Below are 19,503 nucleotides of genomic sequence, written 5' to 3'. Positions count from 1 at the left end.
CCGGTCAGCGGCGGGTGGCCAGGTACCGCGCGGGCAGCTCGCCGCCGCCGTGGACGGCGATGTCGGCCCCGGTGACGTAGGACGACAGGTCTCCGGCCAGGTACAGGCAGGTGCGGGCGATGTCGTCGGGGACGGCCATGCGCTTCATCGGGATCACCTCGGCCACCGCGGCGCCGCCGTCCTCGCCGTACACCGACGCCGCGGCCTCGGTGCGGATCAGGCCCGTGGTGATGTGGTTGACCCGCACCTTCGGCGCCCACTCCAGCGCCAGGGCGCGGCTGAGCACCAGCAGGCCGGCCTTGGCCGCGGAGTAGGCGGCGGTTCCGGGCTGGGGATCGTGGGCGGAGACGCTGCCGATGTTGATGACGGCGCCACCGGACTCCTGCTGCTGCATGACCGCGTTCGCGGCCTGGGCGACGTAGAAGGGCGCGAGCAGGTTCAGCGCCACGACTTTCTCCACGAACCGCGGGGAGACGGTGGCGGAGTCGGCGTCCGGTGAGCCGCCGGCGTTGTTGACCAGCACGTCCAGGCGGCCGAACCGGTCGACCGCCGCTCGCACGAGCGCGGCGGCCTGCGCAGGATCCCGGACATCGGTGGGGACGAAGGCGGCGGTGCGCCCGCAGGCCGACGGTAGCGCCCCCGGCTCGGACCGACCACAGACCACCACCTCGGCGCCGGCGGCCAGGAAGGCGCGGGCGATCTCGGCGCCGATGCCCTTCGTGCCGCCGGTGACCAGAACCGTCCGGCCGGAGAAGTCCAGCGGTGCACTCATCGCGGGCATGTCCGTCCTGTCGTCGGTGTCCGGCCGCAGCCTAGGAACAGCTGGACGCGCCGATCCGGCCGCTCTCGGTGACCGAGACGCGCGCGAGGACAACGCGGGCCCCGGCTGCGTCCCCGGGGCGGCTGCCGTCCGCCCGTTCGCTGCTGACCCGCGGCGCGCCACGACGCCTTCGTACCGATGAGTGGGATGGGTCACGTGCGCCCGCATATGGCTTGGTTCGCTTGCCACCCGAACGCGGCACGGCAAGCTCGAGGTGGGCCGCGCCGGGACGTGGTGGCGGGCCCCACCCGGGGGGTCGAGCGTCATGAGGTGGAGGGAGGGCGCACGATGGGTCGCACCCTGATGAAGCGGGCCGGCGAGCTCGCGGCGGTGCTGCTGATCGTCAGCTTCGGCACGTTTCTGCTCGTGTCGCTGCTGCCGAACGATCCGGCGGTGTCGATCCTGGGGCCGGGCCGCGCCCCGGCCGAGTACGCGGCGCTGCGCGAAGAGCTGGGGCTCGACGACTCGACGCTGTCGCGCTACCTCGACTGGCTCGGCTCGGCGCTCACCGGCGACCTGGGGCAGTCGGTCGTGCCGCCGCAGGTGGACGTCCTCGACCGGATCGCGGCGGCCCTACCGGTGAGCGTGCAGCTCGCCGTGATGGGCATGGGCATGGCGCTGCTGATCTCCATCCCCCTCGCCATGTGGTCGGCGTACCACGCCGGCGGGCGGGTGGACCGGGTGATCAGCGGGGGCACCTTCGGCGTGCTGTCGGTGCCCAGCTTCCTCGCGGGCCTGCTGGTCATCATGGTCTTCGCCAACGCGCTGGACTGGTTCCCGCGAGCCCAGTGGGTGCGGATCACCGAGAGCCTGGCGGGCAACCTCTATCACGCCTTCCTGCCGGCGCTCACCATCGCGTTGGCCGAGGCGGCGTTGTTCACGCGGATCCTGCGCAACGATCTGATCACCACGCTGCAGGAGGATTTCATCCTCGCCGCGAAGGCCAAGGGCATGTCGGCCCGGCACGTGCTGTTCAGCGACGCGCTGCGCCCCTCGTCGTTCTCCATGGTGACCCTGATCGGGCTCAGCCTCGGCCGGTTGATCGGCAGCACCGTGATCGTCGAGTACCTGTTCGCGCTCCCCGGGCTGGGATCACTGGTCATCGGTGCCGCCGACACGGGTGACTTCGTCATGGTGCAGGGCGCGGTCCTGGTGATCGCCACGATCTACGTGCTGACCAACCTGCTGATCGACCTCTCCTACGGCGTTCTCGACCCACGGATCAGGCGGGCCCATGTCTGAGATCACCGAGCTGCCCACCCCTCCCGCTGCCGGGCAGGCGCTGGACGCAGCCGTCTCCTCCGCGCCCGAGCGCACACGACGACCCGCCCGGTCGGTTCCCTGGGGAAGTGTGGCGCTCACGCTGCTCGGGGTCGTGGTCTCCGGGGTCGGTGTGGCGGCGCTGCGCGACGGCAACGGCTGGCTGCAGCTCGCTGTCGTGGTCGCCGGCCTCGTTCTCGCCTACGTGGGCGGCGGGCAGCTCCTGCGGCGCCGCTTCGGCGCAGGCTTCGACCTGGCCGCGTGGCTGTGCACCACCTGGCTGGTGCTGCTGCTGTTCGCCGCGCTGCTCGCGCCGGTCCTGCCACTGGGCGAGCACCAGGACATCGCGGGCTCCCTCGACGCACCGATCCTCGCGGCACCCGACCTCCTCTCCCCGTATCCGCTCGGGACCAACAACTTCGGTCTCGACCTGCTCTCCCGGGTGATCCACGGTGCGCGCGCCTCGCTGGTGGTGTCGCTGGGTGCCGTGCTGATCGGCACGGTGGTCGGCGCGGCGCTGGGCATCGTCTCCGGGTTCTTCCGGAAGACCACCGACGTGGTGATCGGGATCTTCACCAACTCGCTGCTCGCGGTGCCTCCGCTGGTCCTGCTGATCGCGCTGGCCACCGTGCTGGAACCGAGCCTGGGCAACATCGCGCTGGCGCTGTCGCTCCTCGCGCTACCGAGCGTGATCCGCATGGCGCGGGCCAGCACCCTGACCTTCGTGCAGCGGGAGTTCGTGCTGGCGGCCCGGGCGATGGGCGCCAGCCGCATGCGGCTCATGGTCCGCGAGCTGCTGCCGAACGTGCTGTTGCCGCTGGCCTCCTACGGCATGGTGATGATCTCGGTCCTGATCGTCGCCGAGGCATCGCTGAGCTTCCTCGGCCTCGGCATCCAGCCGCCGAACCCGTCCTGGGGAAACATGATCGCCGAGGGCGAGGGCAACACCTTCGAAGAGCATCCGCACATCGTGCTGGTTCCCGGCGTCGTGCTCTTCCTGACCGTCTTCTCGTTGAACCTGCTGGGGGAGAAGGCGCGCAAGCGCTTCGACCCGCGCCAGGCGAAGCTCTAGGGAGTGCCGTGAGCTCGAGTTCCGCTCTGCTCGGCAAGCGATCAGCCACCGAGCCGGGATCCCCGGTCCTGGTCGTGGAGGATCTGCGGACCCGCATCCACACCCCCCGTGGTGACCTGCAGGCGGTCGACGGGATCTCCTTCAGCCTCGGCCGGGGCGAGACGCTGGGCATCGTCGGGGAGTCCGGCTCGGGCAAGTCCGTGCTCGGCCGCACCATCATGGGTCTGTACACCGACGGCCCGGTGACCACGGTGACCGGCCGGGTGACGATCGCCGGCAAGGACGTGCACGCACTGAGCGCCAAGGAGCTGCGCAGCCTGTGGGGCGCGGACGTCGGCATGGTCTTCCAGGATCCGATGACCGCTCTGAATCCGGTGAAGAAGGCCGGTGTGCACCTCACCGAGAGCCTGCGCCGGCACCGGGGCATGAACCGGTCCCAGGCCAGGGCCCGCGCCGAGGAGCTGCTGAACCTGGTGGGCATCCCGGAACCGCGTCGCCGGCTCGACCAGTACCCGCACGAGCTGTCCGGGGGCATGCGGCAGCGCGTGGTGATCGCGATGGCGCTGGCCAACGAGCCGGCGCTGCTCATCGCCGACGAGCCGACCACCGCGCTCGACGTCACCGTGCAGAAGCAGATCCTCGACCTGCTGGCCCGGCTGCAGGGCGAGCTGGGGATGGCGATGGTGCTGATCAGCCACAACCTCGGGGTCGTCGCCGGACGAGCCGACCGCGTGGCGGTCATGTACGCCGGCCGGGTGATCGAGATGGCCGATGCCGCGACGCTGTTCGAGGCGCCGCACCATCCCTACACCGAGGCCCTGTTGGCCGCGATCCCGCGGCTGCACCAGCCGCCGCACGTCCGGCTGGAGGCGATCGACGGCGCACCGCCGAACATGATCGCGCCTCCGGTCGGTTGCCGGTTCGCGCCGCGGTGCCGCTACGCCCAGGACGACTGCTCCCAGGTGCTGCCGGTGCTGGACCCGGCCGCGGTCGACGGTGTCGCCACGCCCGGGCACTCCTTCGCCTGTCACCACCCCGTCAACGGAGGACGACACTGATGGCCGGCAGCGGAACCCTGCACCTGCGGCCGGAGGGCGACCAGATCCTCTCCGTCGAGGAGCTGGTGGTCGAGTTCCCCGCCGGTGGTCACACCGTCCATGCGGTGTCCGGCATCAGCTTCGACGTGCTCGACGGGGAGACCCTCGGCATCCTCGGGGAATCCGGCTGCGGCAAGTCCAGCGCCGGGCGGGCCGTGATGCAGCTGCCGCCACCGACGTCGGGGTCGGTGCGGCTGGGCGAGGACGAGCTGACCGGGCTCAACGACCAGGCGGTCCGCAAGCGCCGGGCCAGGATGCAGATGATCTTCCAGGATCCGGTGTCGTCGCTGAACCCGCGCCGGAAGGTCAAGGACCTCGTGGCCGAAGGGCCACGGATCTGGGGCACGGAGGTCACCCGCGAGCAGATCGAGTCCGTGCTCAGCGCGGTGGGCCTGGAGCCGGCCGCGGTCTGGGACCGCCGGCCGCACGAACTGTCCGGTGGGCAGTGCCAGCGCATCTGCATCGCCCGGGCGCTGATGCTGGATCCCCGGGTGCTGATCTGTGACGAGCCGGTCTCCAGCCTCGATGTCTCGGTGCAGGCGCAGATCCTGAACCTGCTCGAGGAGACCAAGAAGCGCTACGGGCTGAGCATGGTCTTCATCGCCCACGATCTGGCGGTCGTGAAGAACATCAGCGACCGCATCATGGTCATGTACCTCGGCAAGGTCTGCGAGGTGCTGCCGGCCGGGAGACTGGCGGACCGCGCGCTGCATCCCTATACGCGGCTGCTCCTGGAGTCGGTGCCAGAGGCGACGCCGGCAGGGGGGAGCCCCGACACCGGCACGCAGCGGTTCACCGGTGAACTGCCCTCGCCGCTGAACCCGCCCAGCGGCTGCCGTTTCCGCACCCGTTGCCCGCTGGCCACCGAGGAGTGCACGACGATCGAGCCGCAGCTGCGCGAGGTCGGCGACGGCCATTATCTGGCCTGCCACAACTCCGGTCCCGGTGCCGCGGTGGCCTGACAAGGCGCGCAGCGGAAGTCGTCGAGACGGGGGTGCCCCGGTCATGGACCGGGGCACCCCCGTCCGTCTCGCTGTCCGTCCGTCTGCTCGACCTCCGGGCCGGCCGAGACGTCTCTGTGATTCCACTCACCGAGATGGGTCCGGTGTCCCGGCGTCGCCATTGCTTCGCTGGCCCGACTACAGCCACCCAGGGGCGATCCGGCCCGTGGCGCGTGACGGTTCTATGGAGGATCAACGTGACCAGAACATCCCTGCACGTGCGCGTCGCTGCACTCGGCGCCGGCGCGCTCGTGCTCTCCGCATGCGGGAGCAACAGCGACGCAGCCCCGTCCGATTCGGTGAGCCAGCCGCCGGCCGAGCCCACGATGGGCATCATCGGGGCCCAGACCGACTGCGGTGAGCCGGTCGAGGGGGGCACGCTCACCCTGGCCGACTACGCGGAGGCGCGCAGCCTCAACCCGACCCAGACGATCGCGACGGGCTACTCCGGCGGGACCGCCCTGGCGGCGATCTACGACGTGCTGGTGCGCTACGACCCGGAGACCGGGGAGTTCGAGCCGTGGCTGGCCGAGGACGTCCAGCCCAACGAGGACTTCACCGAGTGGACCGTCACCCTGCGTGACGGCGTGACGTTCAGCGACGGCACCCCGCTGAACGCCGAGGCCGTCGTCAACAGCGTGAACTGGTACCTGAGCAACGGCGGGTTCGACGCCGCGATCGTCGCGCCCAATCTCAGCGGCGTGCGGGCCGAGGGCGACAACACGGTCGTCTTCGAGCTCAACAAGCCGTGGGCCTCCTTCCCGGCGATGCTCGGCCAGGGCATCGGCATGATCGTCGCGCCGGCCGCCACCCAGGGCGAGTTCCAGCCGATCGGTGCCGGGCCGTTCACCCTCGACTCCTACTCGCCGCAGGAAGAGCTGGTGCTCAGCGCGCGCGAGGACTACTGGGGCGACGAGCCGTACCTCGACGAGCTCCGCTTCGTGTGGCTCAACAACGAGGTCGCCGCGCTGGAGACGCTCCAGTCCGGCGGCGTCGACGCGACGGTGCTCCGTGGGATCACCCAGGTGGAGGAGGCGCGGGAAGCGGGCTTCCCGGGCTACCTGACGGTGCAGAGCCTGGGCAACATCGCGTTGCTGAACAACGCCGAGGGGCGGCCCGCGGCCGATCCGCGGGTGCGCGAGGCGATCGCGCTGGCGATCGACACGGAGGTGCTCAACCAGCGGGTCTGGGAGGGCATCGACATCGGCAGCAAGGCGCTGTTCCCGGAGATCTCCCGCTGGCACGCCGAGGACGTCGAGACACGGCCGTTCGACCCGGAGCGCGCCCGGCAGCTGGTCGAGGAGGCCAAGGCCGACGGCTGGGACGGCACGATCACCTACCTCGGCGGTGACGACCCTGCCGGTCGCGCCCAGGCGCTGGCGATCCAGGCCATGCTGGAGAACGTCGGTATCACGGCGGAGACGGAGCTGCTGCGCACCATCGCCGACCGCATCCAGCGGATCTTCGTGCAGCGCGACTTCGACATGGCGCAGTCCGCGCTGTCGGTCACCGAGGAGGATCCCTTCCAGCGGCTCTACAGCAGCCTGCACAGCAACTCGGCGACCAACGTCATGGGCTACGCCAACCCGGAGATGGACGCCCTGATCCTCGAGCTGCAGGCCACCTCCGGTGAGGACCGCCAGGAGATCATCGCCGAGATCGAGGCGCTCTGGCAGGAGACGGTCCCGTCGGTGTCGTTCGCGCCCTCGGTCCCGTTCGTGCCGTGGCAGGAGGACGTGCACGGCATCGAGCCGATCAACGAGGGCATGCTGATGTTCGGGGACGCCTGGATCGGTGAGTGCTGAGCCGAGTTCCCCAGCTCACCGGGGCCGGCTCACTGAGGGCCGGTCCGGCTGAGCGCGGCATTCGGCACGGGCCGGCGGCGAGCATCAGCTCGCCGCCGGCCCGTCCCGTGTCACGGCAGGCCGGCGCCGCGGCCCTGGTCCGCCGTCATGAGCGCCACGAGCGTGGTGACGAGCTCCGGCACCACCACACCGGTGGGCGCGGCCTGCTCGGTGCCGGCGGCCAGCTGCCGCTCGTGCTCGGCCAGGATGCGGAAGGCGATGAGGGAGGCCCACTCGCTGCGCCGGCGGAACGTGGCCGCCGGCAGATCGGGCAGCAGGGTACGCAGTTCCCGGTGCATCCAGCGCAGCCCCGGCTGAGCGCTGTCGGTGGACCCCGCGTTGCGCACGAAGGTCGGATGGTCCATCACGCCGGCCAGGAAGCGCAGGTAGTACGTCCGCTCACCGGTGTTCTCGATGGTCTCCGCCAGCGGCTGCACCAGGAGGTGGAGCAGGGATGACGGCGTGAACGGGCGCCCGCTGCTCTGGAGTTCGGCGGCCAGCTCCTGTCGCCGCGCGTCGATCCGCGGCGAACGCGCGGCGATGATCGCCGCGATCAGCCCCTCCTTGGAGCCGAAGTGGTACTGGGCCACAGAGTTGTTGCGCTGGTCGGCGGACGCCCCGACCATGCGGAGCGAGACGGCCTCGATCCCGGACTCGGCGAACAGCCGCTCCGCGACGTCGATCATGCGGGCGCGGGTCGTCGCGCCCGTACCCGCGCCGGTCAGCGGGTCTGCGGTCACGGCGCCAGGCTAACCCGAGCCCGCCGGTGCACCTGTGAGCGCGCCGCACGGGCCGATCACCCGTGCCCGACGCTTGACCGCTTGAGTCACGTGTCTTAAGCTCGGATTAAGGCGCTTGTCTCACACGGAGGAGAATGCTGTGGCCGTCACGTTCCCGGAGAACCAGAGAGCGTCGGCGCGCGCCGCGTTCGGCCTCTTCAACCCGGAGCAGGGGCGGCGGATTTTCTCCCGCGCCCACGGCTCCGGCTACGAGCCGGTCGTGATCGAGGCCGCTCCGCGCACCTGGTACATCCAGCCGGGCATGGTCAACGTGGCGCTGTTCGAGACCGACGAAGGGCTCCTGCTGGTCGACGCCGGCTGCGCGGGGGACGGGCCGGCGCTGCTCGAGGCGGTGCGCTCGGTCAGCGACAAGCCGCTGCACACCGTCGTCTACACCCACGGGCACAGCGACCACGCCTTCGGGCTGTGGGCCTTCGTCGAGGACGGCGAGCAGCCGCGCGTGCTCGCTCACGAGAACGTGGTGCCGCACTTCGAGCGCTACATCAAGACCGCTGGGCTCAACGCCCGGATCAACGGCCAGCTGCCGGGTCCCGACGGCAAGCGGTGGGCCAGCGAGCGCGAGGACTTCATCTGGCCGACCGAGACCTTCCGCGACTCGCTGGAGCTGGTCCTGGGTGGGGAACGGTTCCTCCTGCGGCACGGCAAGGGCGAGACCGACGACGCGACCTGGGTGTGGGCGCCCGAGCGCGGGGTGTTGGCCGCCGGCGACCTGGTCACCGGATATCTGCCCAACGCCGGCAACCCCAAGAAGGTCCAACGCTTCGCCGAGGAGTGGGCCGACGCCGCCGACGAGATGGCGGCCCTGCGGCCCTCGGCCATCATCCCGGGCCACGGGGAGCTGGTGACCGGCGAGGAGGCGATCGTCGACGAGCTCAGCACGCTGGCTCGCTACCTGCGGCACATCGTCGACCACGCCCTCCGGGGCCTGAACGCCGGGCTGCTGGCCGACGAAATCGTCGAGACCCTGACCATCCCGGAGGAGCTGTCCTCCCACCCGCGGCTGCCCGCTGTCTACGACCAGCCCGAGTTCATCTGCCGCAACGTGATCCGCCGGTACGCGGGCTGGTGGGACGGCTACCCGTCCTCGCTCCTGCCGGCTCCACGGCCGCAGCAGGCCGCCGAGATCGCGCGCCTGGCCGGCGGAGTCGGGGCGCTGGTCGACGGCGCGCTGAGCCTCGTGGACGAGGACCTGCGGCTGGCCTGCCACGTCGCCGAGTGGGCGTTCCTGGCCGATCGGGACGACCCCCGTGCGCAGGACTGCTACGAGCAGGTCCTGGAACGCCGCGCTGCGGGGGAGTCCGGCCTCATGGCGCAGGTCAACCTCCGGGTGAGCCGGTCCTGGGTCGAGGCGGCCCGCAACCGCAGCGCAGCGCGGCCGGCATGACCGGGCGGCCCAACGTCGTCGTCGTCCTGATCGACGACGTCGGCTTCGGCGCACCGGCCGCCTTCGGCGGGCCGGTCGAGACTCCGGTGCTCGACACGCTGGCGGGGGAGGGGCTCCGGTACAACCGCTTCCACACCACCGCTATCTGCTCACCCACCCGCGCGGCGCTGCTCACCGGTCGGGACGCGCACGCCACCGGGGTCGGCACCGTCCTCAACAGTGCCAACACCAACCCGGGCTACGAGGGAATCCTGCGGCCGGAGACCGCGACCGTGGCCACCGTCCTCAAGGACGCCGGCTACAGCACGTCGGCCTTCGGGAAGTGGCACCTGGGACCGCCGTGGGAGGCATCGCAGGCCGGGCCGTTCGACCGCTGGCCCACCGGTCAGGGTTTCGAGAAGTTCTACGGCTTCCTCGGCGGCGAGACCGACCAGTACGCGCCGACGCTCTACGAGGGGACGACGCCGATCGCGGCCCCGGACCGCGAGAACTACCACCTCACCGAGGACCTGGCCGAGCAGGCCATCGCCTGGTTGCAGATGCAGCACTCGCTGACCCCGGAGCGGCCGTTCTTCCTCTACTTCGCACCCGGCGCCACCCATGCCCCGCTCCAGGTGCCGGGGGAGTGGAGCGCGAAGTACCGCGGCCGGTTCAGCGGCGGCTGGGACGCCATGCGCGAGGAGACGCTCGCCCGGCAGAAGCGACTCGGCGTTCTCCCCGAGGACGCCGCGCTCACCCCGCGCCCGGATGCACTGCAGGCCTGGGACTCCCTCGGCAAGGACGAGCGGGCGGTGGCCGAGCGATTGATGGAGGTCTACGCCGGCTTCCTCGAGCACACCGACGTGCAGATCGGCCGGATGGTCGAGGCGCTGAAGGAGAGCGGCCAGTTCGACAACACGCTCTTCGTCTACGTCGTCGGCGACAACGGCAGCAGCGCCGAGGGCGGTCCACCCGGAAGTGTCAACTACATGGGTGCCCTGCAGGGCATCCCGGAGCCGGCCGCCGGCCTGGTGCAGCGCCTGGACGAGATCGGCGGACCCGACAGCTACGCGCAGTACCCGGCCGGCTGGGCCTGGGCGATGACGGCGCCGTTCCAGTGGGTCAAGCAGGTCGCCACCCACCTGGGCGGCACCCGCAACCCGATGGTGCTGACCTGGCCGGCGCGGATCAGCGACGTAGGTGGCCTGCGCAGCCAGTTCGCTCACGTCAACGACATCGCGCCCACCATCCTCGAGGTCGCCGGCGTGCCGTTGCCGTCCCATGTGCGGGGCGTTGCCCAGACGCCCATGGACGGCACCAGTCTGGCGTACTCCTGGGACGACGCGGCGGCTCCGGAACGTCACCGCACGCAGTACTTCGAGGTCTTCGGGCACCGGTCGATCTACTCCGACGGCTGGCTGGCCTCGGCCTACCACGGGGGACTGCCGTGGGGCGTCGGCCGGGCGGGGGAGGACCGGCCCTTCGACGAGGACCGCTGGGAGCTCTACGACCTTGACGCGGACTTCAGCCAGGCCCGCGACCTGGCCGCCGCCGAGCCGGAGAAGCTCCGCGAACTGCAGGACATCTTCCACCGGGAGGCCGAGCGGGTCGGTATCCTGCCGCTGCGGGACGCCCGGGTGCGGACGGCGCGGTCGCGGTTACCCAACCTGAGCGCCGGACGGACGTCGTTCACCTTCCATCCCGGCACCGTCGGCATACCGGAGTCCAACGCCCCGCGGCTGCTCGGGCGCTCGTGGACGATGCGGGCCGACCTCCGTCGCGACGGCAGTGAGCCCATGCGCGGAGTGATCGCATCCATGGGGGGACGGGCAGCGGGCCTGGCGCTGCACCTCGACGGTGGCCGGCCGGCCTTCGACCTGTGCACATTCGACGTCGCACGCCTGGCGCTGCGCGGGGATGCTCCCGTCGCTCCGGGGGAGCACTCCCTCGAGGTCGTGTTCGGCTACGACGGGGGTGGCCTGGGGCGGGGTGCTGACGTCGTGCTGCTGCTCGACGGCGTCAAGGTGGCGGAGGGCCGGATCGCGGTGACCCCGCCGGCGGTGTTCTCGATCGACGAGACGTTCGACATCGGTCTGAGCACGGGTTCGGCGGTGGGTCCGTACCGGTCGCCGAACGCCTTCACCGGCGGGCGGCTGCACCGGGTGGTCATCGAACTGCGCTGACCGGCAGCGGCCCTCCCGGCCGGCCTGCCGTCCCCGGCCCGCGTTCGTGGGCCGGGGACGGCAGGCTCAGGCGTCGTTCGCGCAGCGGAAGCCGATGTTCGAGGCCGAGGAGTCCGGGGTGTTGCTGGACCGTGCTGCGACGCGATAGCGGTTGCAGTAGGAGTCGTGGCACAGGAACGAGCCGCCCCGCAGGACACGCGCGCTCCCGGTGGTCGGGCCACGGGGATCCTGCTCCGGGGACACCCGGTAGTAGTCGAGCGAGAACCAGTCCGCGCACCACTCCCAGACGTTGCCGGCCATGTTCCAGAGCCCGAAGCCGTTGGGCCGGTAGCTCTTCACCGGCGCGGTCGCGACGTGCCCGTCCTCGGCGGTGTTGTGCGTCGGGAACGTGCCCTGCCAGATATTGCACAGCCAGCGGCCGCGGGGCAGCAGCTCGTCGCCCCAGACGTAGCGGCGTCCCTCGGCGCCGCCGCGGGCGGCGTACTCCCATTCCGCCTCGGTGGGCAGCCGTTTGCCGGCCCACCGGCAGTAGGCCTGCGCGTCCTCGTGGGAGACGTGGACGACCGGGTGGTTGGGCATCCGGTCGACGTGGGAGAGCGGCCCGGACGGGTGCCGCCAGTCGGCTCCCCGTACGGCGAGCCACCACGGCGCCCCGGCGACGCGACTGAGCACGTCGCGCGGTTCGGCCTTCAGCGTGAGGTGGAAGACGGCCGATGACCCGAAGCGCTCGGCATCGGTGACGTGCCCGGTGGACCGGACGAACGCGGCGAACGACGCGTTGGTCACCGTGGTCGCGTCCACGAGGAACGGCGACAGCTCGACCGGGTGCACCGGCGCCTCCCCGTCAGCGGGGTAGCCCTCATCGAAGGCGTCCCCCATCGCGAAGCGCCCGCCGGGCAGCCGGAGCTGGCCCTTCATCCGCCGCTCGTCGGCGGCAGGCCGGAAGGGCTTCGAGGCGACGGTCCCAGGCCCGTGAGGCGGCGCAGGGCGTGGACCGCCGCCGCAGCACGGGCTGCCCGCGTCGGCTGCGGCCGGGCCTCGACGGGGCATGCCCGGTGCTCCGTCGTCCATGGTCACCGGAGCGACACCGCCGCCGCCTCGGTCAGGGCGATCACGGCGGTGGCGAGGGTGAGCGCCAGCGGTGCCCGGCCGTCGCGCGAGCGGGACCGGCGGCGGGTGCCGGCATCGTGCGCGTAGCGCGCCCGGCTCTCCAGGAAGACCCATGCCGCCAGCGGCATCGCGGCACCCACACTGGCCAGGGACGCCAGACCCAGCGAGTCGGCCGTGAACCGGGTCAGCAGCGCGGAGGCCGCGATCAGCGCCAGGGCCGTCCGCTGCCAGGCCAGCGCCGTCCGTTCGTTCGCCCGCCCCGGATCCGGTAGGGCGCTCGTCATCGAGTGGCCACGAGCAGGAGGGCGCCGCAGACCACGACGCCGGCGACGAGCACGGCACTCATCGGGGAGGAGGGCAGGGGGGTGCCGCGCCGCATGGCTCGCTCCGCCCGCGCCCAGCGGAACCAGGACGCCACCGCGCACAGCAGAGCGAGCAGGACCAGCAGAAGGGCCAGCGGCCGCTGGAGTGCGTCGGACATGGGCAGATCGAGTGCGTCGAGCGCCACGCCGCCGGCGATCAGCGCCAGTGACGTCCGCAGCCAGGCCAGCAGGGTCCGTTCGTTGGCGAAGCTGACCCGGGGGTCCGGCTCCGCACCGGTTCCGTACACCCAGCCGGGCCAGCGTGGATCCCCGCTCATAGTTTCCCCACCCCGTCGCGCCGGGTGCGACGCCGTAGCTGCACGGCGAGAAGCGTGTCAGCAGCGCCGGCCCGCGGCCCGGGCGGTCCCACGGACCGGGAGTTCGACTTGTCGCGCGCCGTCCCGGCCATCGGGAAAGCGATCGCACGCGCCGCCGGTCCTCCTACGCTCCGCCCTAGCGGACGGACGAGCGCAGAAGAGGTGGCTTGGTGGCCGAACAGCCATGGGATGCAGTGGACACTGCGACGCGGATCAGGAACGGGGACGTCTCCGCCCGCGAGGTGGTGGAGGAGTCGATCCGCCGCATCGAAAAGCACGATCCCGGCCTCAACGCGATGGTGCACACCCGCTTCGAGGAGGCCCTCGCCGAGATCGACCGCGGCCTGCCGGACGGTCCGCTGCAGGGCGTTCCGATCGTCATCAAGGACCTGGGAGCCGATGTCGCAGGGCTGCCCAGCACCAAGGGCAGTCGCCTGTTCGCCGAGGGCGTCGCGGCCCAGGACAGCACGGTGGTGGCGCGCTATCGCGCCGCGGGCATGGTCGTGCTGGGCACCACCAACAGCCCGGAGCTGGGCAAGAACGCGAGCACCGAGCCGGTGCTGCACGGCCCGACGCGCAACCCGTGGGCACTGGACCGCTCGCCAGGAGGTTCCAGCGGAGGCTCGGCGACCGCGGTGTCGGCCGGCCTGGTGCCGGTCGCGCACGGCAACGACGGCGGCGGGTCGATCCGGATCCCGGCCGCCATGTGCGGGCTGTTCGGCCTCAAGCCCAGCCGCGGCCGCGTGCCGTTGTGGCCCTACCCCAGCGCGCTCTCCGCGCCGGTGTCGGTCCACCATGCGCTCACGACGACCGTGCGTGACAGCGCGCTCCTGCTCGACATCGTCGCCGGCCACGTGCCGGGCGATGCGTACGGCGCCCCGACTCCTTCCCGGTCGTTCGCCGAGCACCTCGACGTCCAGGCTCCCCGGCTGCGGATCGGCTGGTTGACCGCGGCTCTGGGTGGCGTCCCGGTTCATCCGGACTGCGCCGCCGCCGTCCAGCGGGCTGCGGAGCTCTGTGCGGAGCTCGGGCACGACGTCGCCGAGGTGGCCTTGAGCCATGATCCCGCCCAGGTCATGGCGGCCTCCGGCACGATCATGGCCGTCGAGTTGGTGGCCGCCGTGGAGCGGCGGCTGCGTGACCTGGGCCGGGATCTGAGGGACGACGACCTCGAGCCGTTCACCCACGGTCTCCTCCAGCACGGGAGGACGATCACCGGGGCACAGACCGCCGAGGCGTTGCGGGCTGCGCAGGAGGTCGGCTGGCAGGTGGGCCGCCTGTTCGCCGAGTGCGACGTGATCCTCCTGCCCACGCTCGCGCAGCCCGTGCCGCCGCTGGGCCTGCTGGACACCACCCGGCCGGAGAGCATCTACGAGCACGCGACCACCTACTCGATCTTCACCAGCCTCTTCAACGTCACCGGGCAGCCTGCGATGTCGGTGCCGTTCGGAACGGACACGGCGGGTCTTCCCGTCGGCGTCCAGTTCGCGGCCGACCTGGGGCAGGAGGGGCGGCTCCTGCAGCTCGCGGCCCAGTTGGAGCAGGCCGCTCCCTGGCCCAGGAACGCGCCCGGCTACCCGCAGGAGTGACGCTCGCGGCCCTCGCCGCGGCGGCGGCCGCGGTCTTCCTGCTGGCTGCGACCGCGCAGGCGGTCACCGGGTTCGGTTTCGCGCTGGTGGCGGTACCGCTCCTGGTACTGGTCACCGACTCGATCACGGCGGTCGTGGCGACCACCGCGGTGGGCCTGGTGCTTACCGGTCTCATCGGCTACCGGGAGCGCGGGCACGTCCAGCGGCCGACGGCGGTCCGGTTCATCGTCGCGGGACTGATCGGCATGCCGCTGGGACTCGTGGCTCTGGCGCGCCTGGACGAGCGGTCCCTCACGATCCTGATCGCGGTGGCTGTGCTGCTGGCCGCTGGCCTGCTCTGGTCGGGAGTGCGCGTACCGGCCGGTCCGGGGCCGCAGTGGGGCGCCGGTCTGCTCAGCGGGGCGCTGCTCACCTCCACCGGGATGAACGGCCCTCCCGTCGTCCTGATGATGCAGGCACGCGCGCTCCCGCCGCGTCCCTTCCGCGCGACGTTGCAGGTGGTCTTCTTCGGCCAGGACGTCGCAGCCGTGGCCGCCTTCGCCGTCCTCGGGTACCTCGATCCGGCCGTGGCGACAGTCGTGGCTGCGGCTGCCGTCGGGGTGCCGGCCGGCTGGTGGCTGGGCGACCGGCTGTTCGGCCTGCTCCCCCCGGCGGGGTTCCGGATCCTGGTCCTGACGACGGTCACGGCGAGCGCCGCCGTGTCCCTCGCCACGGCGGCGATCTGAGATGTTCCGCGTGCGGCCTCGCCGGGGCAGGCGATCGTCCGACGTGGCCGGGCCGTCGCGGGCCGGGCACGGGGTCAGTGGTGCGGCTCCGGGCGCGCTCGACATCCTGCGCATCCGTCCGTTCCTGGTGCTGTGGATCAGTGCTGCTGTGGTCTTCCTGGGGGTGATGGCGCAGAACATCGCCCGCACCTGGCTGGCGTTCGAGCTCACCGGCAGCAACGCCGCGCTGGGCGGTGTCCTGCTCTCCTTCGGCGTCGCGATGCTCGTGGCGACCCCGTGGGGCGGGGTGGCGGCCGACCGGCTGCCCAAACGGCTGGTGATGCAGGTCGCCACCCTGCTGCTGGTGCTGTCCAGCGCGTGGATCGGCATCGCGACGGCCACCGGCGTCGTCGCCTACTGGATGCTGATCGTGGCCGGCATCGTGCAGGCTGTCGGGTTCGCGCTGTTCAGCCCCGCACGCATGGCTCTGCTCGCCGAACTGGTGCCGCGGAACGCGGTGTCCGGCGCCGTATCGCTGATCCTGGTCAACTCCGAGGTCAGCCGGGTGGTCGGTCCGGCACTGGCCGGCGTGGTCATCGGCAGTCTCACGTTCGGCACCGAGGCGGTATTCCTGATCAGCGCCGTCCTGCTGGGCCTGGGGATGGTGATCAACATTGCTCTTCCCCCCGGCCACCGGCAGAGCGCCTCGTCGGACCGGTCGCCGTGGGGGGAGCTGGTGGACGGTGTGTCCTACGTGGGTGGGCGACGAGACCTCTCCGCCCTGGTGTGGTGCGGTGTGGGGGTCACGATGGCCGGGCTGCCGTACCTGGCCTTTCTCCCGGCGGTGGCCAGCGACCTCTTCGATCTCGGCCCAGCTGGCTACGGCCTGCTGTCGGCCAGTTCCGCGGTGGGCGCGGTGATCACCGGCCTGGCACTTGGACGCCGGTCCCACCGTGGCAATCAGCGCCGCGTCCTCATCGGCGCAGGCGCGCTGTTCGGGCTGGCGCTGGCCGCCATGGCGGCGGCGCCCACGTTCATCCTCGCGGTTGTCGCGCTCCTCGTCGTGGGCGGAGCCCTGCTGGCGTTCCAGACGACGAGTCAGGCACTGCTGCTCGCGCTGTCCGATATCGAGTTCCACGGCCGCGTCCAGGGCCTGGTCATGCTCAGCTTCGGTGCTTTCGGCGTCGCGGCACTCCCGCTGGGGGTCCTGGCTGATGCGATCGGGCCACGGTGGACCCTCGCCGGGATGGGGGTGGTGGTCGTAGGGATCGTCCTCGTCTTCGCCGTCGTCAGCAGGCGGACCAGGGCCGCGTCGCGGCTGCTCGACCTCGGGTGACGACGGGTCAGCGCCAGTCGACCCCGGGCAGGGTGGCGTTCCAGGACTCCACCAGCCGCCCGTTCTCGAGCCGGTGCACTACGAGCCAGGTCAGCAGCGACGGCGCACCCGTGTCGAGGTTGACCCCAGCGGTGGTGGCACGGGTCCAGACACGGTCACCGTCCACCACCTGGTCGTCGACCGTGGTGGCGGCGTCGTGCAGCAGCCGCCAGGCCGCTCGGACTTCCTTCTTGAGCTCGTCGCGCCGGAAGACCTTGGTTCCCGCGGAGGAGTGGCGGACGTACTCCTCGGCGAAGAGTTCGTCGATCACGTCCAGGTCGCGACGGGTCCACAGCTCATCCCAGTACCGCGTGACCGTCGCAGCCACAGCCTCTTCGTCCACGGCTGGCGATCCTAGGGGCCGCCCCCACCGGTCGCGCCAGAGTGATCCTCCGGCTGCCGGGCACCAGTCTCCGACGTCGAGCGCTGTCGGGCCTGGCGAGGACGGCTCGCCGCTGACCGGGACGGGTTCTCACGCGCGTCATCCGGTGCGGTCCTATACGAAGCGGCCTGTTCCGATGCATCGCCCACCACTTCGACCCGGAGGAGCTTCCCTTGACCATCGCGCGGCCGACTCCGACTCGCGACACGACGGTGCTGCCGGAGCACGTCGCCCGGCTCACCGTCGGGGTGCTGGGAGGAACCGGTCCGCAGGGCCGCGGTCTGGCGGTCCGGCTGGCTGCGGCCGGCCAGCGGATGCTGCTGGGCAGCCGGGACGCCGACCGCGCGTCCGAAGTGGCTGCCGAGGTCGCCGAACGGGCAGCGACGGCCGCGAGCGGGATCGAGGTGTCGGTGCGGGGCGGGTCGAACATCGACGTCGCCGGCGCCTCGGACCTGGTGATCGTTGCCGTTCCGTACGCCGGGCACGCGGCTACCCTGGCCGAGCTCGCCACGCCGCTGGCGGGGAAGATCGTCGTCGACTGCGTCGTCCCGATGGGCTTCGACGAGCTCGGCGCGTACGTCCTGGACGTCGAGGAGGGCAGCGTCGCCCAGCAGGCGGCGGCGCTGCTGCCCGACAGCCACGTCGTCGGCGCGTTCCACCACCTCTCCGCGGTGCTGCTGGAGGACCTGTCCCGTCACACCCTCGACGGCGATGTCATGGTCGTCGGTGACGACCGGGCGTCGATGGACGTGGTACAAGCCCTGGCGGGCCGACTGCCCGGCATGCGTGGCATCTATGCCGGCCGGCTGCGCAATGCTCGCCAGGTCGAGGCGCTGACCATCAATCTCGTGTCGGTCAACCGCCGCTACAAGGCGCACGCGGGTCTCCGGATCACCGACGTATGAGCCACCCCGCGCAGACACTGAACGACGGGGGACTGGCGCAGGCTCTGCAGTCCTGGCGCCACAAGGAGGGGCTGAGCCGGCTGGCGGCGGCTCGACGGCTGGGCGTAGCGAACACTACGCTGCGGAGCTGGGAACTGGAGGCGGTCCGCCCCCAGCCCCTTCAGCTCCGGCTGGTGGCCCAGGCGCTGGGCACCGACACGGATGTTCTCCGGGCCCTGGCTGGGCCTGACCGGATCCGCACCGCGTGCACCTCCGGCGGACCGAACGCCGCTCCGCTGTGTCGCGCTCGGCTGGCGGCCGGGCTCACGATGACGCAGCTGGCTCGCAAGGTGGGCGTCGTCCCAGCGACGCTGTCCCGTTGGGAGGACGGCCTTCGTGCACCGTCGCCCGATGCGCGGGTCCGGTTGGGCAGGGCGCTCGGTTTGGACCCGGATGAGCTCGCCGGCATGTTGGCCGACTCTCGACCACGCCGTTCGGACGGCGTACTCCTGCCGGGTCTCGGGCAGCTGCGTCGTCAGCGCGGTCTGACCCAGCGCGCCTTCCGGACGGCCGTCGGCATCGGCGCTACCGCGGCCAACGCCTGGGAGCACGGCCGGGTTCGCGTGCCGCATAACCGGCTGGGGACCGTCGCCGGCGTCCTGGGCCTCGACGAGAAGACCCTCGTCGCCATCTCGGCCCGTCCGCCACAGATTGGCACTGGGAAGCGGTCGCTCAGCCAACTGCGCCGTGCCGCAGGCCTCACCCAGCGAGAGTTGGCGCACCACCTCGAGGCGAGCGTGCGGTCGGTGGCGCACTGGGAGGCCGGCACCCGACCGCTGCCCATGGCGATGGTCCGTCCGATGGCTCGCTGCCTGCGCCGGCCGCTGCGCACGATCCTGAACGCCGCCGACCTCGAGCTGCCGGCCCTGACGCATCCGGGCACGTGGACGCCCACGGGTCTTCCCGGTGTCCTGACCGCACTGCGTCAGTCCACCGGCTGGTCGGCGGCGGCACTCGGACGGCGCCTCGGCACGTCTGGCCGCGTCGTTCGAGGCTGGGAGACGGGGGTTGCCGTGCCGTCGGTTTCCTTCTGCCACCGGCTGGAGATGGTCCATGGCTTACCGCGGGGCGCCCTGACCCGCTTGGTGTCGGGGGCGGGCCTCGGCAGCGCTGTGCGTCAAGACCGGCTGAAATCCAGCAGCGAACAGTTCAACTCGGCTTTCGCAGTTTCCGCGATCAAGTAGATGATCTTGCACGGTTGCGGCGCGGCTGCCTGATCGGGTGCTGAACGCGCGGAAGCATCAGCGGTCTTCTCACCGCCTCTTGCGAGGGGTCCGCTG

General features: G+C 71.6%; 18 protein-coding genes. 12 read left to right on the top strand and 6 right to left on the bottom strand.

Annotation, left to right across the window (positions count from 1 at the left end):
* Positions 1-4 precede the first annotated feature (4 nt).
* Entirely contained in the window at positions 5-772 is a 768-nt protein-coding gene (locus E4P41_RS01655) for an SDR family oxidoreductase (RefSeq protein WP_135139143.1), read from the bottom strand.
* A 336-nt stretch (positions 773-1,108) separates the two neighbouring features.
* On the opposite strand from E4P41_RS01655, the gene E4P41_RS01650 reads away from it, so the two are divergent.
* The 5 genes from E4P41_RS01650 to E4P41_RS01630 all read left to right on the top strand — a co-directional run bounded on the left by E4P41_RS01650 (position 1,109) and on the right by E4P41_RS01630 (position 7,055).
* The gene (locus E4P41_RS01650; protein ID WP_135139142.1) at positions 1,109-2,062 is read left to right on the top strand and encodes an ABC transporter permease; all 954 of its coding nucleotides are present in this window, start codon (positions 1,109-1,111) and stop codon (positions 2,060-2,062) included.
* The gene (locus E4P41_RS01645; protein ID WP_135139141.1) at positions 2,055-3,152 is read left to right on the top strand and encodes an ABC transporter permease; all 1,098 of its coding nucleotides are present in this window, start codon (positions 2,055-2,057) and stop codon (positions 3,150-3,152) included. Before E4P41_RS01650 ends, E4P41_RS01645 begins: the two co-directional genes overlap by 8 nt.
* Positions 3,153-3,160: 8 nt before the next feature.
* Positions 3,161-4,210: an ABC transporter ATP-binding protein gene (locus E4P41_RS01640; protein ID WP_209307474.1), complete on the top strand. Its 1,050-nt coding sequence runs from the start codon at positions 3,161-3,163 to the stop codon at positions 4,208-4,210.
* On the top strand, positions 4,210-5,211 hold the full coding sequence (locus tag E4P41_RS01635; RefSeq protein WP_135139140.1) for an oligopeptide/dipeptide ABC transporter ATP-binding protein: 1,002 nt from the start codon (positions 4,210-4,212) through the stop codon (positions 5,209-5,211). The genes E4P41_RS01640 and E4P41_RS01635 overlap by 1 nt, the downstream gene beginning before the upstream one ends.
* Before the next feature lie 236 nt (positions 5,212-5,447).
* Positions 5,448-7,055, top strand: coding sequence for an ABC transporter substrate-binding protein (locus tag E4P41_RS01630; RefSeq protein WP_209307473.1), 1,608 nt, complete (start codon positions 5,448-5,450; stop codon positions 7,053-7,055).
* Between the two features lie 110 nt (positions 7,056-7,165).
* On the opposite strand, the gene E4P41_RS01625 is transcribed toward E4P41_RS01630, so the two are convergent.
* On the bottom strand, positions 7,166-7,834 hold the full coding sequence (locus tag E4P41_RS01625; protein WP_135139138.1) for a helix-turn-helix domain-containing protein: 669 nt from the start codon (positions 7,832-7,834) through the stop codon (positions 7,166-7,168).
* A gap of 139 nt (positions 7,835-7,973) precedes the next feature.
* Between E4P41_RS01625 and E4P41_RS01620 the strand changes: the two genes are divergently transcribed.
* Both E4P41_RS01620 and E4P41_RS01615 read left to right on the top strand, forming a co-directional pair.
* Positions 7,974-9,278: an MBL fold metallo-hydrolase gene (locus tag E4P41_RS01620; RefSeq protein ID WP_135139137.1), complete on the top strand. Its 1,305-nt coding sequence runs from the start codon at positions 7,974-7,976 to the stop codon at positions 9,276-9,278.
* On the top strand, positions 9,275-11,440 hold the full coding sequence (locus tag E4P41_RS01615; protein WP_135139136.1) for an arylsulfatase: 2,166 nt from the start codon (positions 9,275-9,277) through the stop codon (positions 11,438-11,440). Before E4P41_RS01620 ends, E4P41_RS01615 begins: the two co-directional genes overlap by 4 nt.
* 66 nt (positions 11,441-11,506) lie before the next feature.
* On the opposite strand, the gene E4P41_RS01610 is transcribed toward E4P41_RS01615, so the two are convergent.
* The 3 genes from E4P41_RS01610 to E4P41_RS01600 all read right to left on the bottom strand — a co-directional run bounded on the left by E4P41_RS01610 (position 11,507) and on the right by E4P41_RS01600 (position 13,190).
* Entirely contained in the window at positions 11,507-12,358 is an 852-nt protein-coding gene (locus E4P41_RS01610) for a formylglycine-generating enzyme family protein (RefSeq protein ID WP_135139135.1), read from the bottom strand.
* A gap of 155 nt (positions 12,359-12,513) precedes the next feature.
* The gene (locus E4P41_RS01605; RefSeq protein WP_135139134.1) at positions 12,514-12,834 is read right to left on the bottom strand and encodes a DUF202 domain-containing protein; all 321 of its coding nucleotides are present in this window, start codon (positions 12,832-12,834) and stop codon (positions 12,514-12,516) included.
* Entirely contained in the window at positions 12,831-13,190 is a 360-nt protein-coding gene (locus tag E4P41_RS01600; protein ID WP_135139133.1) for a DUF202 domain-containing protein, read from the bottom strand. The genes E4P41_RS01605 and E4P41_RS01600 overlap by 4 nt, the downstream gene beginning before the upstream one ends.
* A 209-nt stretch (positions 13,191-13,399) precedes the next feature.
* On the opposite strand from E4P41_RS01600, the gene E4P41_RS01595 reads away from it, so the two are divergent.
* From E4P41_RS01595 to E4P41_RS01585, 3 genes are read left to right on the top strand one after another with little or no spacing between them, the layout of a single operon-like run.
* Complete coding sequence (locus E4P41_RS01595) at positions 13,400-14,818, top strand: amidase (RefSeq protein WP_209307472.1); 1,419 nt, start codon at positions 13,400-13,402, stop codon at positions 14,816-14,818.
* The gene (locus E4P41_RS01590; protein ID WP_167760879.1) at positions 14,815-15,543 is read left to right on the top strand and encodes a sulfite exporter TauE/SafE family protein; all 729 of its coding nucleotides are present in this window, start codon (positions 14,815-14,817) and stop codon (positions 15,541-15,543) included. Before E4P41_RS01595 ends, E4P41_RS01590 begins: the two co-directional genes overlap by 4 nt.
* Positions 15,544-15,586: 43 nt before the next feature.
* Positions 15,587-16,858 carry an MFS transporter gene (locus E4P41_RS01585; protein ID WP_167760878.1) on the top strand — a complete coding sequence of 424 codons (1,272 nt, stop codon included), beginning with the start codon at positions 15,587-15,589 and terminating at the stop codon, positions 16,856-16,858.
* A 7-nt stretch (positions 16,859-16,865) separates the two neighbouring features.
* Here E4P41_RS01585 and E4P41_RS01580 read toward each other — a convergent pair whose 3' ends face one another.
* Entirely contained in the window at positions 16,866-17,240 is a 375-nt protein-coding gene (locus E4P41_RS01580) for a nuclear transport factor 2 family protein (protein WP_135139129.1), read from the bottom strand.
* Between the two features lie 212 nt (positions 17,241-17,452).
* On the opposite strand from E4P41_RS01580, the gene npdG reads away from it, so the two are divergent.
* Positions 17,453-18,184, top strand: coding sequence for an NADPH-dependent F420 reductase (npdG, locus tag E4P41_RS01575; protein WP_245177043.1), 732 nt, complete (start codon positions 17,453-17,455; stop codon positions 18,182-18,184).
* A complete protein-coding gene (locus E4P41_RS01570) occupies positions 18,181-19,407 on the top strand; it encodes a helix-turn-helix domain-containing protein (RefSeq protein ID WP_135139128.1) in 1,227 nt (408 codons plus the stop codon). Before npdG ends, E4P41_RS01570 begins: the two co-directional genes overlap by 4 nt.
* Positions 19,408-19,503: the final 96 nt, after the last annotated feature.

This window comes from Geodermatophilus sp. DF01-2, assembly GCF_004571065.1.
GTDB lineage: Bacteria > Actinomycetota > Actinomycetes > Mycobacteriales > Geodermatophilaceae > Geodermatophilus.
The sequence above is the reverse complement of the archived record's forward strand: the minus strand, read 5'-3'. Positions and strand labels throughout refer to the sequence as shown.

Coding starts and splice junctions, on each gene's coding strand:
- E4P41_RS01610 (WP_135139135.1), bottom strand. CDS start 12,358: ATGAAGGGCCAGCTCCGGCTGCCCGGCGGGCGCTTCGCGATGGGGGAC.
- E4P41_RS01600 (WP_135139133.1), bottom strand. CDS start 13,190: ATGAGCGGGGATCCACGCTGGCCCGGCTGGGTGTACGGAACCGGTGCG.
- E4P41_RS01605 (WP_135139134.1), bottom strand. CDS start 12,834: ATGACGAGCGCCCTACCGGATCCGGGGCGGGCGAACGAACGGACGGCG.
- E4P41_RS01655 (WP_135139143.1), bottom strand. CDS start 772: ATGAGTGCACCGCTGGACTTCTCCGGCCGGACGGTTCTGGTCACCGGC.
- E4P41_RS01645 (WP_135139141.1), top strand. CDS start 2,055: ATGTCTGAGATCACCGAGCTGCCCACCCCTCCCGCTGCCGGGCAGGCG.
- E4P41_RS01570 (WP_135139128.1), top strand. CDS start 18,181: ATGAGCCACCCCGCGCAGACACTGAACGACGGGGGACTGGCGCAGGCT.
- E4P41_RS01615 (WP_135139136.1), top strand. CDS start 9,275: ATGACCGGGCGGCCCAACGTCGTCGTCGTCCTGATCGACGACGTCGGC.
- E4P41_RS01650 (WP_135139142.1), top strand. CDS start 1,109: ATGGGTCGCACCCTGATGAAGCGGGCCGGCGAGCTCGCGGCGGTGCTG.
- E4P41_RS01635 (WP_135139140.1), top strand. CDS start 4,210: ATGGCCGGCAGCGGAACCCTGCACCTGCGGCCGGAGGGCGACCAGATC.